General features: G+C 70.9%; 5 protein-coding genes. All 5 read right to left on the reverse strand.

What is annotated here, in order from left to right:
* Positions 1-9: 9 nt before the first annotated feature.
* Positions 10-3,720, reverse strand: coding sequence for a beta-galactosidase (locus tag ACIRVK_RS22270; RefSeq protein ID WP_404249578.1), 3,711 nt, complete (start codon positions 3,718-3,720; stop codon positions 10-12).
* Entirely contained in the window at positions 3,717-7,346 is a 3,630-nt protein-coding gene (locus tag ACIRVK_RS22275; RefSeq protein WP_404249580.1) for a beta-galactosidase, read from the reverse strand. Before ACIRVK_RS22275 ends, ACIRVK_RS22270 begins: the two co-directional genes overlap by 4 nt.
* A complete protein-coding gene (locus tag ACIRVK_RS22280) occupies positions 7,343-9,208 on the reverse strand; it encodes a glycoside hydrolase domain-containing protein (RefSeq protein WP_404249582.1) in 1,866 nt (621 codons plus the stop codon). Before ACIRVK_RS22280 ends, ACIRVK_RS22275 begins: the two co-directional genes overlap by 4 nt.
* Positions 9,209-9,278: 70 nt before the next feature.
* Positions 9,279-12,308: a TIM-barrel domain-containing protein gene (locus ACIRVK_RS22285; RefSeq protein WP_404249584.1), complete on the reverse strand. Its 3,030-nt coding sequence runs from the start codon at positions 12,306-12,308 to the stop codon at positions 9,279-9,281.
* A 358-nt stretch (positions 12,309-12,666) separates the two neighbouring features.
* Positions 12,667-13,566: an SIS domain-containing protein gene (locus ACIRVK_RS22290; protein ID WP_404249586.1), complete on the reverse strand. Its 900-nt coding sequence runs from the start codon at positions 13,564-13,566 to the stop codon at positions 12,667-12,669.
* Positions 13,567-13,705: the final 139 nt, after the last annotated feature.

The following is a 13,705-nucleotide window of genomic DNA, read 5'->3' on the forward strand; positions in this document are numbered from 1 at the left end:
TCCTCCCCTTCATCCGGCGGTGCCGGCGCAGGTCACCTTGGCGTCGGCCCAGTCCGCGTGGTCGAGGGCGTTGCCGTCCCCGGCGTCCGAGACGACGAGTTCGAGCCGCCGGGCCCCGCTGACGTCCACGTCGATCGACTTGGTGGGCGTGGATCGGTCGACGGTTCCGCTCTCGTAGACGGTCACTCCGTCGGCGACGACGCTGTAGGCGACCGTGGCCGGACCGTCCGACCGGCCGTACGTCTCCTGGTCCAGGCCCAGCGCGGCGGTGAACCTCGTGCAGGTGCCGCCGAGCCACACCTGGACCGAGCCGGCCGCGTGCATGCCCAGTCCCTTGGCGTAGGTGACGTCGTGCAGCCGGAGCGGCAGCCCGTCGCCCTGTGCGTTCTCGCCGTTGGACTCGTCCCGTTCGACCGGTCCCCAGCCGTTGCTCGACGACTGGAAGGGCAGATCGCTGATGTAGTGCTCGCCTGCGGTGAGCGGTGGCGGCTGGGCCGCGAGCGTCTTTTCTCCGGTGACCGAGCCGGTCGCCTGGCCGCGGGTGAAGCGTGCCGTGGCGCGCAGGACGGTGACGGTGCCGGTCTTCTGGCCGTCGGGCACGGTGACCGTCCAGGTCGCGGCTGCGGACCGGCCGGGCTTCACGGTGCCCAGTCCGACCGGGGAGGACGGACTCGCTCTCCAGCCGTCGGGGAGGCCGAGCGACAACGACGCGCCGCGCAGCGTACGGCCGTCGCGCGGTACGGAGACCGCGGCCGTGACCCGGTAGCGGCCGCCGGGTTCGACGGCGTCCGGGGCGTCGGCCCTTACCCGGGCCGGGACTGTCGGATCGGCGTACCGGCCCCTGTCGTACGCGGGCGACGCCACTTCGGCGACCCGCAGGGAAGAGGCGACGTTGCCCAGGGTCGTCAGACTCACCTTGCCGAGGCCCCCGCTCTGCGCGTCCTCGCTCCAGGAGGCGATGGCGATGGTGTTCCTGCCGTCGGTGCGCAGGATGCCGTTGGGGATGGGGAAGGTGTGCTGCGGTCCGGTGTCGTTGACGTACTGGCCCATCAGCCAGCCGTTGACGTAGATCAGCGCGCGGTAGTTCCGCCGCGGATCGTCGGTGATGGTGACGCCGACGGAGACGTCCTGGCCCTTGGGCAGGCGGGGGTCGAAGGTGGTGCGGTACCAGGCGAGCCCGGGGGCGGTGTCGGTGGCCGGCAGCGTGGTGCGGCTCCAGGAGCGGTCCGGGAAGCCGGGCAAGGTCCAGCCCGAACGCTCCCCGTACAGGCCGCCGTTGTTCATCTGCCCGCGTACGGTGTCGACGGGCCGCTCACCGCCCCTGGCACCCTGGATGCGCCAGGTGATCTGCGCGTCGGAGCCGGAGAGGTACGCCTCGGTCAGTCCGCGCGGCTGCTTGTGGTCGTCGCTGTTCCAGGTGAAGTCCTCGTTGTGGCCCATCGTGCCGACGAGGACGGAGACCACGTTGTCCGCTCCCTTCTTCAACAGGCCGTCGGGGAGGGCGAAGGTGTGGCGGCCGGTCTGGCTGGTCCCGGCGAACCGTCCGTTGATCCACACCGAGTAGGCGCCGACCGCCTTCGAGGAGCTGTCCGGGTTGGTGGCGAGAGCGGTGAGGGAGAGGGACTTCTCGGTGCCGGTGGCCGTGAAGTGGCCGCGGTACCAGACGTAGCCGTAGTGGTAGCCGTACTCGTCCTGGTAGAGGACGGGCAGCGTGCCCGGTGCGGTCGGGTTGTCGGTTCTCGGTTTGTCGGCGTAGGTCCACGCGGAGTCGTCGAAGCCCGGGGCGGACTCGGGGTTCTCGGTGGTCGTCCTCCACCCGGTCAGTTCGGGCAGGGTGACCGTCCGGGGGCCGGGGATCCTGCCGAGCAGACTGCCGGAGGGGGTACGTGCGGTGGTCACGGCGGTGCCGTTCCAGGTGACCGTGCGGACGCCGGGGGCCGTGAACACCTCCAGCGGGCCGGCCTTCGCCGCGTCGCCCGTGAGGGCGAGGGTGGAGCCATGGACGGCGGACGTGCGGACCAGTTCCGCTCCCCGTACCAGAGTCGTGCCGTCGGGGCGCCAGAAACCGGCCGCCTCCGCGTCGGTGCCGATGAGCAGGAGCAGGTCGGGGCGGCCACCTCCGTGGACGAGGACCCGGGTCAGGCCCTGGTGGCCGTAGTCCAGCCGGAGGTCGCCGCGCCGGGCGTCCCAGGTGCTCCGGGCGGCGCCGTCGAGCACGGTGACGTCCGGCTTCGAGGCGTATCGGAGAACTGTCTGTCCGGGATCGCCCTCGCCGCCGTACAGGACGGCCACGTCCCTGCCGCCGGCCTTCGTGCTGGTCATCAGCTCGCTGGTGGAGTACACGAGCCGTTGGCGGCCGAGGTCGTAGCCGGCGACGAGGATCTTGCCGGTCTGCCCGTTCAGCCGCACGCTCACCGGATAGGTGCCGTCCGGGGTCTTCCAGTCGAAGGTCGTGCTCGCGTCGGAGCCGGCCATGGGATCGGCGTGGCGGACGTACAGGAACTGCGTCCTGGTGCCGGGGTTGGCGCGCGCCTCGACATGGACGGCGTCGTCGGACGGTGTGGGTGCGTCCGCCGGTTCGGTGGCCGTGAGCGGGGCGGTGGTCGTGTAGAAGAGGCCCTGCCGCTTCAGCTCGTCGTAGTCGGCGCCGGTCTGCCGTGCCTCCGTGATCGGTGCGCCGTAGTCGTACGACGTGTAGACCTGTCGCGGGTCGGCGAGCCAGCCCCAGTTGGTGCCGCCGTAGGTCATGTACAGGTTCTGGACCGTGGTGCCCTGCATGATCTCGTGCTTGTCGACGATCTTCTCGTAGGCGGGGCCCATCTTCTGGCGGCACTCGTCGTAGCCGGTGTCGCCCCAGGTCTGGAACCAGCCGGTGCCCGCCTCGAAGACGGCGAGGGGCTTGGTCTCGTCCTGGCGCTTGAGCGTGGGCAGCCACCACTGGCCCTTGCAGAAGGAGTTGTACTGGTCCAGTTCGCCGACGAAGTCGAGCCCGTCGCCGCCCGCGTACTGCGCGTTCGGCTCGTTGCCGACGAGCGGGACGGTGATGCCGTCGGAGCGCGCCTGCTTGCTCAGGTCGACGATGTAGGGCCGGCCGTCGGGGTCGTAGAGCTCGTTCTCCACCTGGTAGAGCAGGACGGGTCCGGTGCCGTCGCTGACCTGGTGGCGGGCGAGGACGCGGTCGATGTGCCGCAGCCATTCGTGTGCCGCGGCCAGGTAGTCGGGGGCCGTGGAGCGGGCGCGGCCCTTCTGCGTCATCAGCCAGCCCGGGAAACCGCCGCCGTCCGTCTCGGCGTTGATGTACGGACCGGGACGCGCGATGACGTACAGGCCCGCCTCCTGGGCCATGTCCAGCAGCTTGTCGACGTCACGGACACCGGAGAAGTCGTACCGCCCCGGCGCGGGGGAGTGGTAGGCCCAGTCGAAGTAGATCGAGACCGCGTTCATTCCGCTGGCCTTGATCTTCTGCAGGACGTCACGCCACAGGCCGGGGCTGGGCAGCCGCCAGTAGTGGAACTCCCCGGACCAGAGCAGGACGCGTCTGCCGTCGACGGTGACGGAGTAGCGGTCGTAGGTGACGGCGTGGGCGGAGGGTCGGGCGCTCGTCGCCAGGTGCGTGGGCCGGGCCGCCGCGCGGGCCGGGACCGTGGACACGAGCGAGGTCAGCAGCAGGGTGGACGCGAGGCCGGCCAGAGCGGCGCGCCAGCGCTGGGCGAGGCTCATCCGTTGCCTCCCGTGCAGGTGAGGTGGGCGGCGGCCCAGTCGGCGTGGTCCGTGGAGTTGTCCCCGCCGCTGTCCACCGTCAGGTCCAGCCAGCGGGCGCCGGTGACGTCCACGTCGACCGGCGTACCGGGGTCGGAGCCGCGGAGGACCGGGGTCGTGAAGAGGTCGCGCCCGTCCGCGCTGACCTTGAAGGAGACGCTGCCGCCGTCCCCGACCTCGTCGTCCACGCCGACGGTGGCCGTGAACCGGGTGCAGACGCCGCCGAGATGGACGCGGACCTGGCTGTCGGCGTGCACTCCGAGGCCCTTGGCGTAGGTGGTGCCGCCGATGGTCAGGGTGTGTCCGTCACCGGCCGCGTTCTCGCCGTTGGAGGTGTCCCGCTCGACCGGACCCCAGCCGTTGACGGCCCGCACGAACGGCAGATCGCTCACGTACACGTTCCCGGCGGGTGCGGGCGGCGGTACCTGGACGGCCCGATCACCGGTGGTCTGCGAGGTGCGCCCGCCCTGCCGAGAGGAGGCCGTCGCCGACAGCAGGGCGTACGGCACCGTGCCGGTGGGCGGAGTGACGGTGTACGCGGTGGTCACCGTGGAGCCGGGGGCGACCCGGGCGAAGTGCGCGGGGCCGTCGGCCTTGGCCGTCCAGCCGTCGGGGGCCCTCAGCGACAGGTCCACGTCGTGTGCCGTCTTCTCGGCCACGTGGAAGGAGACGGTCGCCCGGCCCGCCTCACCTGCGCTCAGGAAGGGCTCGGCGGCCACGGTCACCTGCGCACCGGCCGGCCGGTGCGCGTACGTCCGCGCGTCGTACGCCGGTGCCCGCACGGTCCCGATGGGGATGCCCCCGGCGCTCGCGCCGAGGTCGACGAGGCGTGCGGATCCCGGTCCGGAGCCGTCGTGCGTGGACCAGACCGCGAGGGCGATGGAATTCCTGCCGTGCTCGTCGAGCAGGCCGCTCGGGATGACGAAACGGGACTGCGGACCGGTGTCGGCGAGATGGCGGCCGATGAGCCAGCCGTTCACGAAGATCTGGCAGCGGTAGTCCTTGCCGCCCGTCCCGTCGGCGAGTTCGAGGGCGAGGGGCGTGTCCTGGCCGCGGGGCAGGTCGAGCCGGGCCGTGGTGCGGTACCAGCGCACGCCCGGGCCGGACTTCGCGGACTGCGATGCGAGGTTGGTACGGGTCCAGGATCCGTCGGGGAAGCCGGGCAGCGACCACCCCGAACGCTCGCCGTACAGGCCGCCGTTGTTGTATCCGCCGCGTGCCGTGTCGAGGGGGTGTTCGCCGCCCCGGGTGCCCTGGATCTTCCAGGTGATGGTGGAGTCGGCGCCGATGAGGTCGGCCAAGAGCAGTCCGCGCGGTTCCTTGGAGTAGTCGTGACCCCATTCCTCGTTGTCGCCGGCGTTCTCGACGAGGACGGAGAGCACGTTCTCGCCGTCCTTGGCCAGGGTCCCGTCGGGGACGTCGAAGGTGTGTCTGCCGTCGCCGGAATGGCCGAGGTAGCGGCCGTTCAGCCAGGCCGCGTAGAGGCCGTGCGGGCCGGTGTTCGCGTTCAGGGTCACCGCACTCGTGCGGCCCGTGGTGGGGAAGCGGCCCCGGTACCAGACGTCGCCCTGGTGGAAGCCGTACTCGTCCATGGCGAGGACAGGGGTGTACCCGGCGAGGTCCGGGTTGTCGGCGGTGAGATGGTCGGCGCTGGTCCAGGTCGAGTCGTCGAACCCCGGTGCGGACTCGGGGTTTTCGTCCTTGGTGCGCCAGTCGGTGAGAGCGGGGAGCTCGACCGGGCGGGGCGCGGAGGTGGCCGCGGTGCGGCGCCCGTTCCACATCACACGGGAGGCGTCGGCGATGACCTCGATCTTCGCGGCCTTGGTCGAGTCGCCCGTCAACTTCAGCGTGCCGTGGTCGACGTGGGCCGTACGGAGGAGGGACGGACCGCGCACCAGCACCGGCCCGGCGCCGGTGTCCTGCCGCCACCAGCGCGCCGTCTCCTGATCGTCCGCGACGAGGAGGACGAGGTCGCCCACACGCACTCGGATGAGGCCCTGGTGGGTGTAGTTCAGCCGCAGGTCACCGCGTCCGGCGTCCCAGGTGACATCCGCCTTGCCGGCCAGGACGGTGACCTTGGGCCGGGACCTGTACCGCAGGACGGTCTCTCCCGTCTCGCCCCTCCTCCCGTACAGCAGCGCCACGTCGTCGGCGCCGATCCGGGCGTGGGTCATGATCTCGGAGGTGGAGTAGACGAGCCGCTGCCGTTCCAGGTCGTAGCCGGCGACCAGGATCTTGGCGTCCCGGCCCGCGACCGTGACGGCGCCCTGCTGGGGGACGCGCGGGTAGTCGCCGTCGCGGCCGGACAGGGAGAAGGTGGTGGTGTCGGTGGTCTGCACGCGGGTGTCGGCGTGCCGGACGGTGAAGAACTGGGTGCCGTCGTCCGGGTTCACCCGCCGGTCGATCCGCAGGGCGTCGCCGCTCGGCACGGGTGCCTGGGCCCGGTCGGTGCGGGCCAACGGCTTCACCGCGCCCACGAAGTAACCGAGCCGCTTGAACTCCTGGTACTTGTCGGTGAGTTGACGTGACTCGGTGATCGGCGCGCCGTAGTCGTACGACGTGTAGACGGCGTTGGGATCGGCGAGCCAGCCCCAGTTGGTGCCGCCGTACGTCATGTAGAAGGACTGGCCGGTGACGCCCGCGGCCATGTTCGTCTTGGTGAACACGCGGGTGAAGTCCGTGCCGGTGAGCCGGCGGCAGGCGTCGTAGCCGGAGCCGCCCCAGGGGTCGAAGGCACCGCCCTGCGCCTCGGGGATGATCAGCGGGGACTGGGGCTTGAAGTCCTTGACGTAGGAATAGTCGGGCAGGTCCTTCCAGGCGTCGGGGGCCGAGCAGTCGAAGCCCTGCGGGTAGGCGTCGAAGCCGTAGATGTCCGGGGCGCCCTTGCCGCTGACCCAGTTCCGGTTCGGGCCGCCGTCGTTGACGAAGGTCGGGACGTCGATGCCGTCCTCACGCGCCCAGTCGATGAGGGTCTGCATGTAGTCGGCGGACAGGCCGCCGCCCTGGTACTCGTTCTCGACCTGGTACAGGATCACCGAGCCCGTGCCGTGGGTGAGTTGGTGACGGGCGATGATCGGGTCGATGCGGCTCATCCACTCCCGGGCGTCCTTCAGGTACGCCGCGTCGGCGGTGCGGTTCACGCCCGCGTGCGTCTTGCGCCAGGCCGGGAAGCCGCCGCCGGACACCTCGGCGTTGATGTACGGACCGGGACGCGCGATGACGTACAGGCCCGCGCGCTCGGCCTCGTCGAGGAGCCGCTCGACGTCGCGGACACCGGTGAAGTCGTACGAGCCGGGGGCGGTGGAGTGGTAGCCCCAGTCGAAGTACAGGGACACGGAGTTGAATCCGGCGGCCTTGATCTTCTGCAGCACGTCGCGCCAGGCGCCGGGGCTCGGCAGCCGGAAGTAGTGCAGCTCGGCGCCCCACAGGTACACCGGCTTCCCGTCGATCCGCACCGAGTACCGGTCGTAGGTGACGGTGTGCGCCGGCTTTGTGGCGGCCGGTGCGGCGGCCTGGACGGCGGGTGCGGCCAGGCAGCAGGCGGCCAGCAGTGCGGTGGTGACGAGGGCGAGCCAGGTTCTTCTCATGACGTCAGCGCCTTCACCACCGCGGCCCGCGCGGTCTCGACATCGGTGACGTCCTTCGTACGGCCGTCGAGGTTGCGCGTCGCCGTGCTGAGGGCCTGCGCCAGCGCGTCGCTGTCCGCGGTGCCGCCCTCCTTCTTGCGCAGCTCGCCGATCAGCTCGAAGTCCTCGATCCCTTCCTTCAGTTGCTCCCAGCGGATGCTGGACATCGGGCCGTTCCCGCCGGGGTAGACCAGGTACTCGTCGCCTTGCGTGAAGATGTACACGGGCTGGGTGAAGGGATCGGACGTCCAGCTGTTGTACGACCAGCGCAGGAAGCCGTCGAGGTGGCGCTGGGCGGCGATCCACGGCAGCATCCGTGCCTCGACGGCGGGGGAGTAGGACAGCGTGTTGGGGTGGGCCGGGGTCCCGTACACGTAGAAGGTCGTGACCTTGCCCTCGGCCCGGCGCTCCTCGGCCTTCTCGGCCGTCATCTGGTCGATGCCGTCCCAGCTGACGGACAGGTCGGAGGCGAGGTCGGCGGTGCCGGCCGAGCCGGCGACGGAGATGCGCCGGTCGAATTCCGGTGCGACCTCGTGGACGAAGTCCCTGACGACCGTCATGGACTGCACCGGCCGCTCGTCGAACGACAGGTACGTGCGGTCCAGCCAGCCCTTGCCCCGCAGATGCCTGACGAAGGCGGGCAGGAACGTGCCCCACGCCTCGCGCCAGCGGGTGCCGCCCAGGTCGACGTTCTCGTAGACGCTCTTCCCGGTCCGGGTGTCGGTGTAGGTGAGGTGCTCGCCGTCCTGGAACGCCAGCATGGAGAACGCCCCGATGTCCGGCCCGACGCCTGCCTTCAGCGCTGTGCGGACGTACCTGTCCCAGCGCGAGAAGCCGAAGGAGAACCGGCTGCCGTCCCACTTCCAGGCGACCATGCTGGAGTAGGGCGTGGCCGTCTGCGAGCGGCGGGTGCCCAGCGACCACTGGTGGTGCCAGGGGTTGTCGACGATGGTGGTGTTGACGACCTTCTGGCCGTGGCCCGCCAGGTCCTTGTCGTAGGCCTCGATCAGCTTCCAGTGCCGGTCCGACCACGGCTCGACGCCGCTGTTCAGCGCCATCGTCTCGGGCTGGGCCCACACGTCGAGGAAGAAGCTGGAGTCCTTCGCGTCCGGTACGGCGGCGTTCGCCACCTCGACGGAGAGCGGGTAGGTGACCTTGGTGCCGTCGTCGGCGGTCACCCTGACCGTGCCGGTGTAGGTGCCCGGGGCGGCGGTCTTCGGGATGTGGAAGGTGAACCAGAGCGGCTGCGCCGCGTAGGCGGGCACGTCGACCGAGGGGGCCTCCTGCAGCGCGTCGCCGACGAGGTCCGGGTTCCGGTCGCCGGAGACCTCGGTCGGGGAGCTGACCTGGTCGATGGTGGCCGACCAGTCCATCTCGGTCTTGGAACGCTGCACGGGCACGTACTTCACGAACCGGACCTGCGTCCCGGCGCCGGAGATCCTCGCCCCGCCGGGCCCGGTGAGGTCGCCGACGCTCGCCCGCACGCCGTGCAGGTCGTGCCCGGAGGCGATGGCCAGCTGGGCGGAGACCTGTTCGTTGCGGACGGCGGAGAGGGACAGGTTCCGGGTGTCCTTCCCCTGGATGGCGCTGGTCGGGTAGCGGGGGACGCGCACCTCGGCGGAGGAGGCGAAGGAGCCGGTGGGCACCCAGGTGATCGTGTCCCTGGTGCCCATGGCGTCGGCGACCTTGACGGTCAGCCAGGTGGTCGTGGCTCTCTCGTCGAGGTCCGTGCTGGATCTGCCGGTGCCGGCGATCGCCGTGGTTGTCGCGGCTATGACAATCCCGGCGACGAAGGCGGCGACGGCCGTGGGAACGCGTGACATGGTCCGGGCCCCTCTCAGGCTCGTACTGGACTGGCTCGAAGGCCGACGGGGTTCGGGAAGTGACGGGGATTCAGGGAGAGACGGAGAACGCCTTGAACACGGCTTCCGTGGTGGACCCGGGGTGGTTGGCGTTGACGGCGCTGGCGACCAGCCCCGCGTCCTCGCGCCCGGAGGCCGACGGCACCTGCGCCGTGCCGACCGTCGTCCAGGTCCGGCCGTCCTTGCTGGCGTACGCGGTGTACGTGGTGCCGTCGCGGACCAGCCGCAGGTGTGCCGGGTAGTACGTGGAGCCGCCGCCGGCCCAGGTGTCGAGGACGCCGTCGCCGTTGCTGTCGGTCATGAACTCCAGCCCGTAGCTCCTGGTCATGGCCAGCACCGCGTAGCCGCCCTTCGCCGGGTCGGTGAGGTCGTTCGCGATCGCCACCCCGGCCTTGGCCGCCGGGCTCTGGCCGCTCTGCGAGACCAGCTGCGTCTGGACGGTGGAGTGCTCGCCGGCCGCCCCGGACAGGTAGACGGCGCCCTTCTCGTCCTTCCACCCGGACAGGTCCTGGCCGCCCGCCCAGATGGCGAACTGGTCGCCGGCCTGCGCGTACTGGGCGTCGGTGGTCTGCGTCGTGCGGTAGGGATCGTGGACGGTGCCGGGAGCCGCTTCCACCGTGGCCCGCACGGTGTCGCCGACGGTGACGGTCCTCCCGGCGGTGGTCCTGTAGGTCACCGTGCCCGTGAGGTCGTGGGCACCCCATGCGGCGTCGGCGGCCGGGGTGACCGTCCAGGTGGTGGGGCAGGTGGCGCCGGGTGCCAGGGAGCGCGCGGTCGTGGTGCCGGTGGGCCGGGCGGTCCAGCCGTCGGGCACGGTCAGGGCGGTGCGGACGGAAGTGATCGCCGACCGGCCCCAGTTGGTGGCCGTGGTGGTGACCTCGAAGGGCTTGCCTGAGCCGGTGGTGGGCGCGTCCGGACCGATCAGGACGGACCCGGCCGGGACGTCGTCGCGCTTCAGGGCCCGGATCGCCTTCGGGGCGCCCTTGGCGCCGAGCTTCACGAACGTGGGCGTCACCCCGAGCGGTGCCGCATACCCCTTGAGGGTCACGGGGCCGTGGATGACGGTGCCCTGGTTGACGTCGAACCAGGCGCCGGACGGCAGGTGCACCGTGCGGGTGGCACCGGAGCCGAGCTTCGGTGCGGCCAGGACCGCGGGGCCCAGCATCCACTCGTCCGCGACCGTGTAACTCGCCTGGTCCTTCGGGAAGTCGAAGAACAGCGGCCGCATGATCGGGTCGCCGGTCCTCAGCGTGGCCTGCACCTGGTCCCAGATGTAGGGGGCCAGCCGCTCGTGCGCCTTGACGGCCGCTCGGTACAGGTCGATGGTCTGCCGGTCGTACGTCACCTTCTGGCCGGTGGTGACGTCATTGGTCTCCACCGGCGAGGTGGAGGCGTACATCAGTGGCATCAGGGACGCCGACTGGGCCCACCGGATCAGGACGTCCTTGGTGGGGGCGGCCTGGCCGCCGGAACCTCCGATCATGTCGGACTCGACGAAGGGGTAGCCGATCGTGGAGATGGCCAGGTTCTGGCTGACCGATGCCTTCAGGGAGTCCCAGCCGGTGCCCTTGTCGACCTGGCGGGTGACGAAGCCGGCCCGGTGGGCTGTGGAGTTCCAGTGGACCCGGATGCCCGCGCCCTGCAGGTCGTAGGCGTCGGCCAGCTGGGTGCCGAGCTTCTGGTAGTCGGTGGCCTGGTGGCCGGCGCGTGGCGCGCACTTCTCGTCGAAGAAGCGGGTGTCGAACTTCAGCCCGTCGACGCGGTACTTGTCCATGAGGGTCTTGAGGTTGCCCTCGTACCACGCCTTTGCGGCGGGGTTGGCCAGGTCGATGATCCCGGCCTGGCCGTTCCACCAGGTCACCTGACAGGGCTTGCTGGTGTCCTTGGCGTCCATCAGCAGATAGCCGTGGTCGGCCGCGTACTGGTAGTTGGCGGAGTCGAGGTTGATCCAGAGGGTGACCCAGAGGCCGAAGTCGAACCCCATGGCGTGGATCTTGTCGGACAGGCCCCTGGGATCGGGGAAGGTCTTGGCGTCCCAGGTGAGGTTGCCGTAGTTCGACTCCCACTTGTCGTCGAGCTGGATGGTGTGCCCGTCCAGGCCGTTGTCGTGCAACTCGGTGGCGTAGGCGAGGAGTTTGCGCTGGTCGACCTTGGTGTAGAACTGCGCCCAGGAGTTCCACAGCGGTTTGGCGTACTGCTCGTACGTGGCGTCGCTCTTGGCCGGTTTGCCGACGATGCCGATGTAGTCGCGGTAGACCGCGAGCGGCGTCGACTCGACGAAGACGGTGGCCTTGTAGGTGCCGGCCGCGTCGACGGTGAAGCGGCCGAGGCCGTCCTTCACGCCGTTGATCGAGACGTCCATGGTGTCGCCGGTGTCGACGCGCAGCCCGGTCGAGGCCGAGGTGTACCAGAACGGATCGATCATGTTGTACGAAGCGGGGCCGAAGCCGGTGTGCTCCACCTGACCGCTGTCCAGCGGCCAGGGCTGGTCGACGCCCGGTCCGCCCTGCGGTGTCTGTGCCTCGCCGTGGCCGTACCATTGGCCGGACGAGGACAGGTCGTAGACGAGACCGAGTTGCTTCGGGCCGCCGCCGTGGACGTCCCAGTCGAGCTGGTAGCGGTCGGCGCGGGGCGTGATCCTGGCCTCCACCGTGGCGCCGGCGAGCGTGCTGGCGGCGGTGACCGTCAGGACGCCGTCCTTCCACGTCCAGCCGGTGACGCCGGTGGCGTGCTGCCAGGTGCCGTCGGCCGCGGTGAAGCGCAGGGCGCCGGTCTTTCCGGCGGCGGTGGCGAGCACCGTCTTTCCGGCTCGGCGGGTGGTCAGGGCGAGTTCGTCGGTGGCCACGTCGAGGGTGTAGCCGGGGGCGTCGGCGGAATTCGGCACGGAGACCGTGACGGCGTGCGCGGTGCGGGTGACCTTCGGGCCGCCGGTGGCCGCGGTGGCGGGGTGGGCGGAGGCCGTGGCGGCGGCGGTGGATCCGGCGACGGGCGCCACCAGCAGGGCGGCGGTCAGGACCGCGGCGCTCAAGAGGGCGCCGGGGCTGCTGAGTCTGGCGGGCACTCGTGTCCTCCTGTCGGACAGGACGGGGGCTCGGAAGCGGCGGTGCGGGGTGCGGGTCGGCGTGCGGAGTGCACGGCCACGACGAAGCGCGGTGCCGGGCAGGATGTGCGATCTGCTTGATGCTGCGTGCTGATGCAAGATTCCAAGCGATTTCGCACATGCTCTTGCTGTAACCGCCACCTGTCAACATGTCGGGCACCCGGCCTCCCGAACGCCCCGGGGGCCGTCGACGTCCGGCTGTCGCCCCTGGTGGCGGTCGGTTCCGGGGTCCACGGTGAGGCCTCGGCGGACCCCGGAAACCGGTTGTAACGGAGGGGTAAATTCTGCGAAGTGGCCCCGATCCGCCCGGGGTTGCTGGTCAGGCCAGGATCACGGAACGCGTCAGATGGCGCGGATTGTCCGGGTCCAGCCCACGGGCCGAGGCGAGGGCGGCGGCCAGCCGGTGCACCACGACGAGGTCGGCCAGGGGGTCCCGGCCGAGCGCCACCAACTGCCCGCCGGTGCGGGCGATCTCGTCGGCGAGATTGGGCGGCAGGGCCGCCGGGTCCCCGAACCACCACGCCACCCGGCCCGGCCCGGTGACGCTGATCGGGCCGTGCCGGTACTCCATCACGGGATACGCCTCCGTCCAGGCGCACGCCGCCTCGCGCATCTTCAGCGCCGCCTCCTGGGCGATCCCGTAGGCCCAGCCCTGCCCCAGGAAGGTGAACTGCTCGGCCGCGAGGGCCGCCGCCGGCAGCGCTTGGGTCAGCGCGGAGTGGCCCTGCTGCGGCAGATGCCCGAGGTCCTCGCCCAACTGGGCGCGCAGCAGCACGAGTTCCGTGCTGGCGAACCGGGTCTGGACGACCGACGCCTCGTCGGCGAAGTCCAACGGGACGACGGCGTCGGCCAGTTCCGTCACCGGTGACCGCGGCACGGCGGTCACCGCTGTGGTGCGGGTGTGTCCGCGCAGCCGGCGCAGCAGCTCGAGCACCTCGGTCGTGGTGCCGGACCGGGTGAGCGCGAGCACCCGGTCGTAGGCGCGCCCGGTCGGCATCTCGGAGGCGGGAAAGGCGTCGGTCTCGCCGTGGCCGGCCGACTCCCGCAGTGCCGCGTAGGCCTGGGCGATGAACCAGGACGTCCCGCAGCCGACGACGGCCACCCGCTCGCCGGACCGGGGCAGCGAGGCGCAGACGGTGCCCCCGGGATGCCGGGTCAGCGCCACGGCCTGCCGCCAGCAGTCGGGCTGGGTGGCGATCTCGATCTCGGTCTGACTCATCGGGAGGTCTCCCCTCTCGGGCGCACGGCGTCACCGATGCGTGATGCGACGGCACTTGACAGCGTGCGCGGTTCATTGAGCATCATGTCGTTCGATGATTGATAGCACCGCCAATCGAGCATAAACAAGCAAGCGAGCG

The organism is Streptomyces sp. NPDC101152 (assembly GCF_044768275.1).
Classification (GTDB): Bacteria; Actinomycetota; Actinomycetes; order Streptomycetales; family Streptomycetaceae; genus Streptomyces.